This is a genomic window from Bacillus sp. FSL L8-0654, from assembly GCF_038629965.1.
Lineage (GTDB): Bacteria > Bacillota > Bacilli > Bacillales > Bacillaceae > Bacillus > Bacillus safensis.
This window is the reverse complement of the sequence record NZ_CP152026.1, coordinates 2,132,292-2,146,033: the sequence shown is the minus strand read 5'-3', so window position 1 is coordinate 2,146,033 and position 13,742 is coordinate 2,132,292. Positions and strand designations below refer to the sequence as shown.

The window sequence follows — 13,742 nt, the reverse complement described above, 5'->3', positions numbered from 1 at the left end:
AATATAGTGTGTTAGAAGGGACGTCAGAATTATGTCAAAACAACAAATCGGTGTGGTTGGACTAGCCGTTATGGGGAAAAACCTTGCCCTCAATATTGAAAGCCGCGGTTTCTCCGTATCCGTTTATAACAGATCTAGCAGCAAAACAGAAGAGTTTCTTCAAGAAGCAGAAGGAAAAAACGTTGTTGGCACATACAGCATCGAAGAATTTGTTCAGTCGCTTGAAACACCGCGTAAAATTCTTTTAATGGTAAAAGCTGGTGCAGCAACAGATGCAACCATTCAATCATTACTTCCTCACCTAGAGAAAGGTGACATTTTAATTGATGGTGGAAATACATATTACAAGGATACACAAAGACGTAACCAAGAGCTTGCAGAAAGTGGCATTCACTTTATTGGTACAGGTGTTTCCGGCGGTGAAGAAGGCGCGCTAAAAGGTCCTTCCATCATGCCAGGCGGTCAAAAAGAAGCACATGAGCTAGTGAAACCAATTTTAGAAGCGATCTCTGCGAAAGTAGATGGCGAGCCTTGTACAACGTATATCGGCCCAGATGGAGCAGGACATTATGTCAAAATGGTTCATAACGGTATCGAGTACGGAGATATGCAATTGATCTCTGAATCATACTTTATCTTGAAGCATGTTGCTGGATTATCAGCAGGGGAGCTTCATGAAGTATTCTCAGAGTGGAATAAAGGCGAGCTTGACAGCTATTTAATCGAAATTACAGCTGACATTTTCACAAAAGTGGATGAGGAAACAAACCAGCCGCTTGTGGATGTGATCTTAGATAAAGCTGGTCAAAAAGGAACTGGAAAATGGACAAGCAAAAGCTCACTTGATCTAGGTGTCCCGCTTCCAATCATTACTGAGTCTGTTTTTGCGCGCTACATTTCAGCAATGAAAGATGAGCGTGTGGAAGCAAGTCAATTGATCGAAGGTCCAGAGCCAGCACAATCAGCTGAGAATAAACAAGAGCTGATCGAAGCAGTTAGAAAAGCCCTATTCATGAGTAAAATCTGCTCTTACGCACAAGGCTTTGCGCAAATGAAAGCAGCGTCTGATGAATATAACTGGGATTTGAAATACGGTGAAATTGCGATGATCTTCCGCGGTGGATGTATTATTCGTGCAGCCTTCTTACAACAAATTAAAGAAGCGTATGACCGTAATCCTGAACTGAAAAACCTATTGCTTGATCCATACTTTAAGGATATTGCTCAAAACTATCAATCATCACTTCGTAAAGTCATTTCACTTGCAGTGGAACAAGGAGTGCCTGTTCCTTCATTCTCAAGTGCACTTGCTTACTTTGATAGCTATCGCACAGCTGTCCTTCCAGCGAATTTAATTCAAGCACAGCGTGACTATTTCGGTGCACATACGTATGAGCGTACAGATAAAGAAGGCGTATTCCATACTGAATGGATGAAATAAATAGAGAACGACTGAAAACCTTACCTTTGGTAAGGTTTTTTTGTTTGCATCTTTTCGGCTAAAAATGTGAAAAAGAGGGATGCTATGTAAAAAAGACAAGAAAGTAGGGATAGAAGTGGGCATCTTATATGCACTTCTCCCAGCGATATTTTGGGGAAGTATTGTTCTCATCAGTGTCAAACTAGGCGGGAATGCGTATCAGCAAACCCTTGGCATTACGCTCGGCGCGTTTTTATTTTCGATTGCAGCCTTTTTCATCAAAATGCCAGAGCTGACACCGCTTATTTTTGCGGTTTCCGTCATTTCAGGCATCTTCTGGAGTATTGGACAAATGAATCAGCTTTCAAGTGTTGCTTTTCTCGGAGTGTCTAAAGCGGTTCCTTTATCAACGGGCATGCAGCTAGTGAGCACAACGCTATTTGGCGTCATGGTCTTCAAAGAATGGCAGACGATGACGGTCATACTCATTGGTTCTTGCGCCATTTTACTGATCATTGCAGGTGTTGTGATGACATCGCTCGGCCAAAAAAAGAATGGCGGCGGGAATGGCAGAGGCAATTTTAAAAAAGGGATCATTATTCTGCTCATCTCAACCGTTGGCTATGTCGGATATGTCGTCATTTTAAGATGGTTTGATATTGATGGCTGGTCTGCACTTGTCCCGCAATCCGTCGGTATGCTGCTTTCATCCTTAGCGATTAGTTTAAAGCAGGACCCATTTAGTAAATATACGTTTAGAAATATCATTGCCGGTCTTGTTTGGTCAACAGGAAATCTTGGTCTGCTTTTGGCCATTCCATTAATCGGCGTAGCCGTAAGCTTTTCGATGTCACAAACAGGGATTGTCATCTCAACACTAGGCGGCATTTATTTATTAAAAGAGAAAGCATCTAGAACAAGCTTTGTCATTGCAGGCTGCTTGATGATTATTGCAGGCGGTGTGCTGCTAGGCTTTACAAAATAGGAGGTTACACGAATGTATCCAGATTTAGAAGGAAAAACAGTTCTGATTACAGGTGCAGGTACAGGGATTGGCCAAGCGATGGCCCGCCGATTTGGACAAGAAAAAGCCAATGTGGTGATTAATTACTTCTCTGATAAAGAAAATCCGGATGATACCATTGCAGAAATTCAAAAACATGGCGGACAGGCTGTGAAAATCAAAGGAGACGTATCAAAGGAAGAGGATATGCAGGCGATGATTGATAAAGCCGTTGATACATTCGGCAGTCTTGATGTGATGATCAATAACGCAGGCATTGAAAATGAAGTACCCTCTACAGAAATGACGCTGGATAATTGGAACAAAGTAATGTCTACCAATTTAACAGGCATGTTTCTAGGGTGCCGTGATGCACTGAAGTATATGACAGATCATGGGATAGAAGGTTCGATCATTAATATGTCGTCGGTTCATCAGCAAATTCCTTGGCCTCATTTTGTCCATTATGCAGCCAGTAAAGGAGGCGCCAAGCTTTTGACAGAAACATTGGCGCTTGAATATGCCCCTAAAAAAATCCGTGTAAACAGTATTGCACCAGGCGCCATTGATACCCCGATTAATGCGGAGAAATTCGATGATCCAGCATTGAAAAAAGGCGTGATTGAGCTGATTCCAATCGGTTATATTGGAAAGCCAGAAGAAGTGGCAGCATGTGCTGTCTGGCTGGCATCAAAAGAAGCAAGCTATGTTACCGGCTTGACGTTATATGTAGACGGCGGCATGACAAAGTATCCTGGGTTCCAGGCAGGAAAAGGATAAGATAATTAAGAAAAAGAGCGTATTGTACGCTCTTTTTTATATTAAATACATACAAATGAAATTAAATGTCTAGACATTTAAAAATAAAAATATATAATATTAATTGGAAGCGCTTTTATTACAACAATGGGGTGAGAGAAATGAAACGTATTTTATTAGCATGCAGTTCGGGAATGTCTACGAGTTTACTAGTGACAAAGATGAAAGCACATGCCGATTCAATTGGGGACGAAGCAGAAATTTGGGCAGTTGGTCAAGATCAAGCAAAAAAAGAAATGGCGAATGCAGATGTTGTGTTAATCGGACCGCAAATGAGCTTTTTAAAAGGAGACCTTCAAAAAGAAGCAACAAAATACGGGATTGAGGTAGAGGTCATTGATATGCAGGCATACGGGCTTGCCGATGGACAAAAAGCATATGAACAGGCACTTACATTGATGGGGGAATCTTAAAGGATGGAAAAGAAAACACTGGAAGGGCTCACGGAGGAACAAGTGAGCTTTCAATTGATCTTACACAGCGGGAATGCACGCAGCAAATTGCTTCAGGCTCTGAAACAATATCGAGAAGGTCTAGAAGAAGAAGCTTTTAGTCATATGAAAGAAGCGGAAGAAGATTTACGGCTTGCACATGACATCCATTTTCAACTCGTGCAGAAAGAGGCAGGCGGAGAAACAACATCCTTTTCCTTATTGCTCATGCACGCTGAAGATCATTTAATGTCGACCATTACCATCAAGGAGCTTGTGGGAGAGCTTCTGCCGATATTCCAATCGCTTAAACAATAAAGGGTGTAAACAAGGGGGGAAACCAATGTTTGATAAAATAAGTGCCATTTTGGTTCCGATTGCTGGGAGATTGAACAACAACCGCTATTTAGGCGTATTACGTGATGCCTTTATGCTTGCGTTCCCGCTGACCATCTTTGGTTCCATTATGGTTGTGCTGATGAATTTGCCATTTTTAGATAAAATCATGAGTAAAACCGTACTGGAGGGCGTCCAGTCTGCACTGAATATCGCACCGAGTGCGACCATCAGCATTATGAGTGTGTTTGTTGTATTTGGGATTGGCTACTATTTATCAAAAAGCTATGATGTAGAAGCTGTCTTTGGCGGCGTGATTGCTTTAGCCTCTTTCTTGCTTCTAACTCCGTTTTTACTAGAACAAGAAGGCGGTGCAACGATTGCAGGCGTTATCCCAGTTGATCGTTTAGGTGCAAAGGGGATGTTCCTAGGAATGATCACAGGCTTTTTGTCTGCTGAAATTTATCGTTATTTTGTCCAAAAGAAATTTGTGATCAATATGCCGCAAGGGGTTCCACCAGCTGTTTCCAAGTCTTTTGCTGCACTGATCCCGGCTACTTTGACACTTACAACCTTTTTGCTCATTAATATCATCATTACACAAGGCTTCAAAACAAATATGCATGATTTGATTTATCATGCCATTCAGGCGCCGCTTGTCGGTCTTGGAAGCGGTATTATTCCGACGTTGATCGCTGTTTTCTTTATACAAATTCTTTGGTTCTTTGGGCTTCATGGCCAAATTATTATCAACTCTGTCATGGATCCGATTTGGAATACATTGTCCATTCAAAACCTAGAGAGCTACACAAAAACAGGTGAGGTTCCTAATATCATCAGCAAGCAGTTTATTGAAATCTATACGGTTGGAATGGGTGGAACCGGTATGACGCTTGCTGTTGTGTTTACGATTTTAATTTTCCTGAAAAGTAAGCAATTAAAACAAGTAGCCAAGCTTGGCTTAGGACCAGGATTATTTAACGTCAATGAACCGATTATCTTTGGTTTACCGATTGTCATGAATCCGCTTATTCTCATTCCGTGGATTTTGGCGCCAATGGTCATTACATGTATTACTTATTTTGCGATGGCATCAGGGATTGTACCGCCGCCGACAGGCGTGAATATCCCATGGACAGTGCCGATCTTTATTAGCGGAATGATGGCAACAAATTCACTAGCGGGCGGACTGCTTCAGTTGTTTAACCTGATGATTGTGTTTGTCATTTGGTTCCCGTTCCTGAAATTTATTGACCGTATGAATGTGAAAAATGAAAAAATAACGACAACAGAAAAAACGAAGGCAGCAAACATCAAAGGTGAAGGAGACTCAATACATGTCGATGGAAACTAACAAGCAATCATATACATTTCCAGAAGGTTTCTGGTGGGGATCTTCTGCTTCTGCGACGCAAACAGAAGGGAGCGTCCCCGGCGATGGAAAGGGACCGAACATTTGGGATCATTGGTTTGAACAAGAGCCAACTCGTTTTTTTGATGGCGTAGGACCGGACGTGACATCTCAATTTTATCGAAAATATAAAGAGGATATCCGTCTCATGAAAGAAATTGGCCACAATTCATTTCGGCTGTCGATTTCATGGTCACGCCTTTTACCAGAAGGAACAGGTGCTGTGAATGAAGAAGCGGTGTCTTTTTATAATGATGTGATCAATGAACTGATTGCACATGATATCGAGCCATTTGTGAACCTGTACCATTTCGATATGCCAATGGCGCTGCAGGAGAAAGGCGGCTGGGTGAACAGACAGGTGGTCGATGATTATGTGAGCTATGCAACATTATGCTTCCAATTATTTGGCGACCGGGTGAAAAAATGGTTTACCCATAACGAACCGATTGTGCCTGTAGAAGGCGGATATATGTATAGCTTTCATTATCCAAACGAAGTTGATTTCCAAAAGGCTGTACAGGTCGGTTTTCATGAACTTTTATCAAATGCGAAGGCGATTGCGGCTTATAAAAAGCTGCAGCAAGGCGGTAAGATTGGCATCATCCTAAACCTGACTCCTTCGTACCCGCGAAGCCAGCATCCGCGCGATGTAGAAGCAGCAGAGATGGCCGATGCTTTCTTTAACCGTTCCTTCTTAGATCCTGCGGTGAAGGGGCATTTCCCGGAAAAGCTAGTAGAAGTCTTAAAGAAAGAAGGCTTTATGCCAAGTATGGAAGAAGGGGACCTTGAGCTCATTCGAGAGAATACGATTGATCTTCTAGGCATCAACTATTATCAGCCAAGAAGAGTGAAAGCGAAAGAGCATATGCCGCATCCTCAAGCACCATTTATGCCAAACCATTATTTTGATTCTTTTGAGATGCCGGGAAGAAAAATGAATGTGTACCGAGGCTGGGAAATCTATGAAAAGGGCATTTACGACATATTGAAAAAAGTCCAAACAGACTATGATAATATTGAATGCTTTATATCTGAAAATGGAATGGGCGTCGAAGGAGAAGAGCGGTTTAAGGATGAAGAAGGAATGATTCATGACGATTACCGCATTGACTTTATTTCTGAGCATCTCAAATGGGTGCATCAAGCCATTCAAGAAGGAAGCAATGTGAAAGGCTATCATCTATGGACCTTTATGGACAACTGGTCCTGGTCGAATGCATATAAAAATCGTTATGGATTTGTCTCAGTTGATCTTCAAAAAGACGGGAAACGAACGATTAAGAAAAGCGGATACTGGTTTCAATCCGTTTCAAAGAATAACGGTTTTTAATCAAAATACTTGCTCTTTCCTTGAAAAGAGCAAGTATTTTTCTTATGTGACGGTAAGTGGATGAAACAAAAATGGCTGGCACCTTTTAAGCTCACATCCCTTAGTGTAAAATGAGAGGAAGGCTAAAAAACGCCATATTTCCTTCTAGAATAAAGCGCTATGAAAAAACAAGTCAGTTGGTGGTGTGAGATGAAGAAGTACGAACTCATTTCAGAAGAAATCAGAAAACGAATAGGAACAGCCTATTATCCAGAAGATCAACCCATTCCAGATGAAAACTCGCTTGCCGCCGAATTTCAATGCAGCAGAATGACAATGAAACGTGCGCTTGATCTTCTCGTTGCAGAAGGTCTGCTCTTTAGAAAAAGAGGCCACGGTACATTTATTGTAAAGGCAGCGCTCAATCAAGGAGCAATCAATGTATCAGGCCATGAAAATAAAGGGTTCACAAAGGTCATGGCGGATAAAAACGTCACGACTCAAATCATTCATTTTGATGTCCATTTTCCAAGCGAAGAGGTGGCAGCCCATCTATCTATTGACTCAACCACACCTGTTTATGATATCATCCGGCTCCGTCTTGTGGATGAAGAGCCTTACGTATTAGAAAAAACGTTTATGCCTGTCAATCTCATTAAGGGCATAGATGAAGAAGTTCTACTGGGTTCTATCTATGGCTACATTTCAAATGAGCTTCATTTAAAAATAGCAGGTGCGCACAAGAAAATTAGGGCGGCTAAATCAGATCAGCTGGATCAGCAGTATTTAGGGTGTGACCCAACAGATCCTGTGCTTGAAGTCGAGCAGGTTGCTTATTTAAACGCAGGGCAGCCGTTTGAATACTCATTTAGCCATCATCGCTATGATAAATTTGACTTTTCAACGGTTGAAATCACGAAAACAGGACGTTAAAAAAAGAGCAGAACCCCCAAGGGAGACTGCTCTTTTTTCATATGATTTTATATATTCCACCAATGGTATCCATCTTTTTCTAGAAGCTCATCAGCTTCTTTCGGTCCCATAGAACCAGCAGGATAGTTTGGTTTTAATGTTTTGCTTTCTGCCCATTTCTCAGAAATCGGATCAACGAAGTTCCAAGAAAGTGCCACTTCGTCCCAGTGAGCAAAGTTTGTTGCATCGCCTAGCAAGCAGTCATGAATCAGCTTTTCATATGCTTCAGGTGTATTCATGATGTCGTTATAGTTTGTTTGGTAGTCGAGCTTAATCGGTTTCGCATACGTGCCGCCATCGAGCTTTCGAGCATTCAGGTGAAGGGTGATGCCTTCATCTGGCTGAATATGAATGACGAGTAAGTTTGGATGCATGGCATTTCCGTTTCCATAGTACAGGTTCATTGGAATGTCTTTAAATTGAACTACGATTTGAGTAGATTTCTTTTCTAACCGTTTTCCTGTCCGAATGTAAAATGGCACCCCGGCCCATCTAAAGTTATCAATCAGCAGTTTCCCTGCCACAAATGTTTCTGTGTTTGAGTTCGGGTCAACATTTTGCTCTTTCAGATAAGAAGGAACCTCGCTGCCATCAATCGTACCAGTATCATACTGTCCGCGGACAAAGAATTGATCGACCTCATCTTTAGAAAAAGGACGAAGAGCGCGCAATACTTTCCGTTTTTCGCTGCGGATTTCCTCTGTATTGAGTTTAATTGGCGGCTCCATTGCTAAAAGGGCAACCATTTGAAGCATATGGTTTTGGACCATATCTCTTAGTGCACCAGAATTTTCGTAATATCGAGCCCGGTCTTCAACCCCTAATGATTCACTGGATGTAATCTGAATGTTTGAGATATAGCGGTTTGTCCAAAGCGGTTCAAAGATGGCATTCGCAAAGCGGATGACCTCAATGTTTTGAACCATTTGTTTACCAAGGTAGTGGTCAATACGATAAATTTGATCTTCTGTGAATGCATCACGAATTTCTTCATTTAATGTTTTGGCACTTGGCAGATCGTGCCCAAATGGCTTTTCAATGACAAGTCGTGACCAGCCGGTTGTTTCTGATACGCCCTCACTCTTTAGGAACTTCGCAATCGTTCCGAAAAATTCCGGTGCCATAGCTAAATAGAACATGCGGTTATTTTGGATACTGTACGTATCTTCAAGGCCTGTTAAAAGCGTGTTTAGCGATTGATAGGAAGCAGGGCTTGATACGTCAAAATCGTGATAATAGAAATGTGAAATGAATTCCTCTGTTTTCGCTTCTGCATCATCAGAAGAAACAGATTCCTTTACCACAGCTCTGAGGTCATCATGAGACCACGGGCGGCGTCCAACTCCGACAACAGCGAATTGATCACCTAGCTTTCCGCTATGGTAAAGTCTATGTATAGAAGGGTAGAGCTTGCGTTTGGCAAGGTCTCCTGTTGCGCCAAAAATGACAATGACTGCTTTAGGGTTGTTAGTTTCTGTATTCACGAGAAGTACCTCACTTTATTCGTAGCATTGTTGTAAAAACCGAGAATGTATGTACATTTTCTTTATTTTAAAGCTTCATTGTTCGTAAAGCAAACATTTGATTCGACTTTTTCTGCTCTCGTTTCACTTTTTTCAATAATTCCGTTGAATTCACATTTACCTTGTCTTCATGTATTCTATATGAATGAAGATATTGTATACCGGCTTTAGGAGGAAAAGTAATGGAACTGCTCTTTTTAGGAACAGGTGCAGGCATACCTGCAAAAACAAGAAACGTCACTTGCACAGCGCTAAAGCTTTTAGAAGAAAGAAATGCAGTGTGGCTTTTTGATTGTGGAGAAGCAACGCAGCATCAAATCTTACATACAACGATTAAACCGAGAAAGATCGAGAAAATATTTATCACACATATGCACGGTGATCATGTATATGGTCTTCCGGGACTCCTTGGCAGCAGATCCTTTCAAGGCGGGGAGGATGAATTGACGATCTATGGACCAAAGGGCATCAAGGCCTTTGTGAATGCAGCACTTTCAGCTACACAAACGCATTTGACATATCCGCTGCATATCATAGAAATAGATGAAGGGATCGTCTTTGAAGATGATACCTTTCAAGTAGAAGCAAGAAGAGTCTCTCACGGGATTCCAGCTTACGGCTATCGGGTTGTGGAAAAAGATATGCCTGGTTCATTAAAAGCCGAAGACCTAAAAGAAATCGGTGTAAAACCTGGACCTTTGTATCAAAAGTTGAAAAATGGGGAAACCGTGACACTCGAAGATGGAAGAACCATTGATGGAACCGATTATTTGGAACCCCCTAAAAAAGGGAGAATCGTTGCATTTTCAGGAGATACCCGTTTGTGCGAGAATATAACAAGGCTTGCCAAAAATGCGGATGTGTTAGTCCATGAAGCAACATTCGGTAAAGAAGATGCAGATTTAGCCTACAATTATTATCACAGTACAACAGAACAAGCAGCGAAAACAGCACAGGAAGCAGGCGCAAAAAGGCTCATTTTGACCCATATAAGTGCACGTTACCAAGGAGAAGAGGCACTGAAACAACTGTTGAAAGAAGCCCGCGATATATTCCCGCTGACAGAAGCTGCACATGATTTCTCTTCTTTCCCCATTGAACGCACCCTGTAAAAATTGGATGAATCGTCAAAAAAAGTTGTGTGATTTTTTTGATATTTATGATGACGCTCTTTTTCAGGTAGTGGTAAAATGGTGAAGAAAAAACAAATGACGAATTAAACTATGAAGAATACGGGAGGCACAATCAAAGATGAGCGGTTTTACAGCATTAAGTGAAGCAGAATTGAATGACCTATATGTGGCACTACAAAATGAGTATGAAACTTACAAAAGTAAAAACTTGCACTTAGACATGTCTAGAGGGAAGCCTTCACCAAAACAGCTCGATTTGTCTATGGGCATGCTCGATGTTGTGACATCAAAGGATGCAATGATAGCTGAAGATGGCACAGATGTGCGAAACTATGGCGGCTTGACAGGCCTTCCTGAAACGAAGACATTTTTTGCAGAAGTACTCAATTTAAAGCCAGAACAAATCATCATCGGCGGTAATTCTAGCCTGAATATGATGCATGATACCATTGCACGTGCGATGACTCACGGCGTATGTGACAGCAAAACACCTTGGGGAGAGCTGCCAAAGGTAAAATTCCTTGCACCAAGCCCAGGGTATGACCGTCATTTTGCCATTTGTGAGCTATTTAACATAGAGATGATCACGGTCGATATGAAGGCTGATGGACCTGATATGGATCAGGTAGAAAAATTGGTCGCAGAAGATGAAGCGATTAAAGGCATTTGGTGTGTACCGAAATATAGCAATCCAGACGGCATTACGTATTCAGATGAAGTCGTTGACCGCCTAGCTTCAATGAAAACAAAAGCAGACGACTTCCGCATTTTTTGGGATGATGCATATGCAGTCCACCATCTAACGGATACACCTGATACGTTAAAAGATATTTTTCAAGCAATTGAAGAGGCAGGATACCCGAACCGTGTGTTTATGTTTGCGTCTACGTCTAAAATTACATTCCCAGGCTCAGGTGTTGCACTGATGGCGTCTAGCCCTGACAATGTGAGCTTCACTCAAAAGCAATTATCGATTCAAACGATCGGACCAGACAAAATCAATCAACTAAGACATCTTCGTTTCTTCCAAAATCCAGAAGGTTTGAAGGAACATATGAAAAAGCATGCGGCGATCATTAAGCCAAAATTTGACCTCGTTCTTTCCATTCTTGACGAAAAACTTGGCGGGAAAGACATCGCTGAATGGCACAAGCCAAATGGCGGATATTTCATTAGTTTAAATACACTTGATCATTGTGCAAAAGCTGTTGTGCAAAAAGCAAAAGAAGCAGGTGTCACAATGACAGGTGCAGGTGCAACATATCCATATGGAAAAGATCCGCTTGATCGCAACATTCGCATTGCACCAACATTCCCGGCTCTTGAAGAACTAGAGCAAGCGATTGACATCTTTACATTATGTGTTCAGCTTGTCAGCATTGAAAAGCTGCTTTCTGAAAAAAGTCAATCTGCTCCAACGGCATAAATAGAAGAAACTCCTTGACTCATAACGGGTCAAGGAGTTTTTTATTTTAATTAGCAGTTTGATAATAGGAGACAGGTTGTTTGGCTGCGCACCATACATCATAGATAGCAAGCTGTACAATATGCGGTTCATCATGATGAATATAGTGCGAGCTGTTTTGCGCCTGAATCCATCCGCTTTGGGATGACAAAGACAGCATGCGTTTATGAAGTCTGAGCCAAGCTTCATGAGCTGGGTGAAACAACCGGCTCTTACCTGATGAAATGACAAGAAGCGGCATCATTCCATAATGAGTTTGCTCCTCTTTCATTGTGCTTAGCATTTGCTGAAAGTCCTCATGCGTACATTCTGCTGTAAACTGCGCCATATATGAAGTGCGTTCTTCCTTTGATAAAAGCGGCAGGATCATCTGCTCTTGCTCCTCGCTTGCTGGGTCTAACAGCACCATGCCAATGACATCATCTCCTCTGCGGCTTGCCCATAACCGGCTGACAAGAGAGCCAAATGAGTGAGCGACAATAAGAAATGGCGGCTGAATATTGGCTTCTTTCAGCAGCGCATCTAAATCATCAGCGAGGTCATGCAAGGTTCTTCCTTCACCACTCTCACTGCTCTTTCCATTTCCTAAACGGTCGTATAAGAAAACCCCAAGCTCTGGGTCAATATCACGTGCCATATTCGACCACGTATCACTAGAAATGCCGTAGCCTGCTTCAAAGATAATCGTGGCTTGCCTTTTGCCTTGACGATGTTTTGTATAAAAGTGGTGTCCATCTATATGATACATTTTTTCAATCATTACCGAATTCATTCTTCCATCTCCTCTAAGCAGTTCTTTAGCTAAAAGACGGCACAAAAGGCAGATATGTTTCTCTTAAAAACAAAAAAGATGCCTATTTCGAAAAATAGACACCTTTTTTCCTAAAGAGCTTTTACCAAGCGCGATCATATTGACGCGGGCTTTCGATGGATGTACGGAGCTCTTGAGCAGCTGTTTTTGGGAAGTATGGATCCCGTAAAAACTCTCTGCCAATAAAGATCAAATCCGCACGCTGATTTTGTAAAATCTCCTCTGCCTGTACACCAGATGTGATGAGACCGACAGCAGCTGTTTGAATGCCGGCACCTTCTTTTATTTTCTCTGCGAATGTGACTTGGTAGCCGGGGAATGTATTGATTTTCGCCTGTACGACAGCACCTGAGCTGACATCGATTAAGTCGACACCTTGCTCTTTGAGCCAAGTGGCAATCCCAATATAATCTGCAATATCAAGTCCTTTTGTCGTGTAATCAGAAGCCGACACACGGACAAATAAAGGTCCGTCCCATACGGTATTGACTGCATCTACGACTTCTCTTAAGAAACGATAACGGTTCTCTGGTGAACCGCCATAGTCGTCTGTTCGGTGGTTCGCCAGCGGTGAAAGAAATTCATTGATCAAATAGCCATGTGCACCATGAATTTCAATGATGTCAAAACCCGCTTTTTTTGCCCGTACAGCTGCATCCTGAAACGCCTGAACGGTATCTTTGATTTGGTCAACAGACATCTCGACAGGGGTTTTAGATGTTTCATCAAATGGGATGCTTGATGGTGCAAGAATGTCTCCATCAAGTTCAGCCTTACGTCCTGCATGGGCTAGCTGGATGGCTGTCTTCGTTCCGTATGCTTTGATTTGTTCGTTTAATGAAGCGAAACCTTCAATGTGCTCATCGCTCCAAATCCCGAGGTCTTGATCACTAATTCTTCCCTCGGGAGATACAGCACTGGCTTCCACCATGATGAGACCAGCCTGACCTTGTGCACGGGAAATATAATGTGTGAAGTGGAAAGGCTGTAATTTCCCATCACGGTCATAGGATGAATACATACACATCGGGGACATCACGATGCGGTTTTTCAGTGTAACACCTTTTAATGTCCAAGGTGAAAAGAGTTTTGTTTCCAAATACCTT

At 42.1% G+C, this 13,742-nt stretch carries 13 protein-coding genes; 10 read left to right on the top strand and 3 right to left on the bottom strand.

All coding sequences use genetic code 11. From position 1 onward, the window contains the following. Positions 1-31 precede the first annotated feature (31 nt). From gndA to MHH65_RS10855, 8 genes are all read left to right on the top strand, one after another. On the top strand, positions 32-1,441 hold the full coding sequence (gndA, locus tag MHH65_RS10890) for an NADP-dependent phosphogluconate dehydrogenase (RefSeq protein ID WP_024428028.1): 1,410 nt from the start codon (positions 32-34) through the stop codon (positions 1,439-1,441). A 115-nt stretch (positions 1,442-1,556) separates the two neighbouring features. Further along, on the top strand, positions 1,557-2,405 hold the full coding sequence (locus MHH65_RS10885) for a GRP family sugar transporter (protein WP_025093008.1): 849 nt from the start codon (positions 1,557-1,559) through the stop codon (positions 2,403-2,405). A 12-nt stretch (positions 2,406-2,417) separates the two neighbouring features. Then, positions 2,418-3,203: an SDR family oxidoreductase gene (locus tag MHH65_RS10880; RefSeq protein ID WP_034622353.1), complete on the top strand. Its 786-nt coding sequence runs from the start codon at positions 2,418-2,420 to the stop codon at positions 3,201-3,203. A gap of 140 nt (positions 3,204-3,343) precedes the next feature. Beyond that, complete coding sequence (locus MHH65_RS10875; RefSeq protein ID WP_024422905.1) at positions 3,344-3,655, top strand: PTS sugar transporter subunit IIB; 312 nt, start codon at positions 3,344-3,346, stop codon at positions 3,653-3,655. 3 nt (positions 3,656-3,658) lie between these two features. Next, positions 3,659-3,991, top strand: coding sequence for a PTS lactose/cellobiose transporter subunit IIA (locus MHH65_RS10870; protein ID WP_024422904.1), 333 nt, complete (start codon positions 3,659-3,661; stop codon positions 3,989-3,991). Between the two features lie 25 nt (positions 3,992-4,016). Next, complete coding sequence (gene celB, locus MHH65_RS10865; protein WP_034622356.1) at positions 4,017-5,363, top strand: PTS cellobiose transporter subunit IIC; 1,347 nt, start codon at positions 4,017-4,019, stop codon at positions 5,361-5,363. Further along, on the top strand, positions 5,347-6,753 hold the full coding sequence (locus tag MHH65_RS10860; RefSeq protein WP_029706057.1) for a glycoside hydrolase family 1 protein: 1,407 nt from the start codon (positions 5,347-5,349) through the stop codon (positions 6,751-6,753). Before celB ends, MHH65_RS10860 begins: the two co-directional genes overlap by 17 nt. Before the next feature lie 189 nt (positions 6,754-6,942). Beyond that, positions 6,943-7,665, top strand: coding sequence for a GntR family transcriptional regulator (locus MHH65_RS10855; protein ID WP_024428032.1), 723 nt, complete (start codon positions 6,943-6,945; stop codon positions 7,663-7,665). Positions 7,666-7,712: 47 nt separating this feature from the next. Here the strand turns inward: MHH65_RS10855 and zwf are convergent, their stop codons facing one another. Continuing rightward, a complete protein-coding gene (gene zwf / locus MHH65_RS10850) occupies positions 7,713-9,188 on the bottom strand; it encodes a glucose-6-phosphate dehydrogenase (RefSeq protein ID WP_268413949.1) in 1,476 nt (491 codons plus the stop codon). Positions 9,189-9,409: 221 nt separating this feature from the next. Between zwf and rnz the strand changes: the two genes are divergently transcribed. Then, positions 9,410-10,339: a ribonuclease Z gene (rnz, locus tag MHH65_RS10845; RefSeq protein ID WP_034280306.1), complete on the top strand. Its 930-nt coding sequence runs from the start codon at positions 9,410-9,412 to the stop codon at positions 10,337-10,339. 139 nt (positions 10,340-10,478) lie between these two features. Further along, complete coding sequence (locus MHH65_RS10840) at positions 10,479-11,786, top strand: aminotransferase class I/II-fold pyridoxal phosphate-dependent enzyme (protein ID WP_098677445.1); 1,308 nt, start codon at positions 10,479-10,481, stop codon at positions 11,784-11,786. A 46-nt stretch (positions 11,787-11,832) separates the two neighbouring features. On the opposite strand, the gene MHH65_RS10835 is transcribed toward MHH65_RS10840, so the two are convergent. Together MHH65_RS10835 and namA are read right to left on the bottom strand one after the other, a co-directional pair. Further along, positions 11,833-12,597 (bottom strand): alpha/beta hydrolase, encoded by a 765-nt coding sequence (locus tag MHH65_RS10835; protein WP_061109326.1) that lies wholly within the window; start codon positions 12,595-12,597, stop codon positions 11,833-11,835. A gap of 121 nt (positions 12,598-12,718) precedes the next feature. After that, a complete protein-coding gene (gene namA / locus MHH65_RS10830) occupies positions 12,719-13,735 on the bottom strand; it encodes an NADPH dehydrogenase NamA (protein ID WP_081124558.1) in 1,017 nt (338 codons plus the stop codon). Between the last annotated feature and the right edge of the window lie 7 nt (positions 13,736-13,742).

What these genes read in the sequence shown, in the direction of transcription:
- gndA (WP_024428028.1), top strand. Translation starts at nt 32, where the DNA reads ATGTCAAAACAACAAATCGGTGTGGTTGGACTAGCCGTTATGGGGAAA.
- MHH65_RS10880 (WP_034622353.1), top strand. Translation starts at nt 2,418, where the DNA reads ATGTATCCAGATTTAGAAGGAAAAACAGTTCTGATTACAGGTGCAGGT.
- MHH65_RS10875 (WP_024422905.1), top strand. Translation starts at nt 3,344, where the DNA reads ATGAAACGTATTTTATTAGCATGCAGTTCGGGAATGTCTACGAGTTTA.
- MHH65_RS10870 (WP_024422904.1), top strand. Translation starts at nt 3,659, where the DNA reads ATGGAAAAGAAAACACTGGAAGGGCTCACGGAGGAACAAGTGAGCTTT.
- celB (WP_034622356.1), top strand. Translation starts at nt 4,017, where the DNA reads ATGTTTGATAAAATAAGTGCCATTTTGGTTCCGATTGCTGGGAGATTG.
- MHH65_RS10860 (WP_029706057.1), top strand. Translation starts at nt 5,347, where the DNA reads ATGTCGATGGAAACTAACAAGCAATCATATACATTTCCAGAAGGTTTC.
- MHH65_RS10855 (WP_024428032.1), top strand. Translation starts at nt 6,943, where the DNA reads ATGAAGAAGTACGAACTCATTTCAGAAGAAATCAGAAAACGAATAGGA.
- rnz (WP_034280306.1), top strand. Translation starts at nt 9,410, where the DNA reads ATGGAACTGCTCTTTTTAGGAACAGGTGCAGGCATACCTGCAAAAACA.
- MHH65_RS10840 (WP_098677445.1), top strand. Translation starts at nt 10,479, where the DNA reads ATGAGCGGTTTTACAGCATTAAGTGAAGCAGAATTGAATGACCTATAT.
- MHH65_RS10835 (WP_061109326.1), bottom strand. Translation starts at nt 12,597, where the DNA reads ATGAATTCGGTAATGATTGAAAAAATGTATCATATAGATGGACACCAC.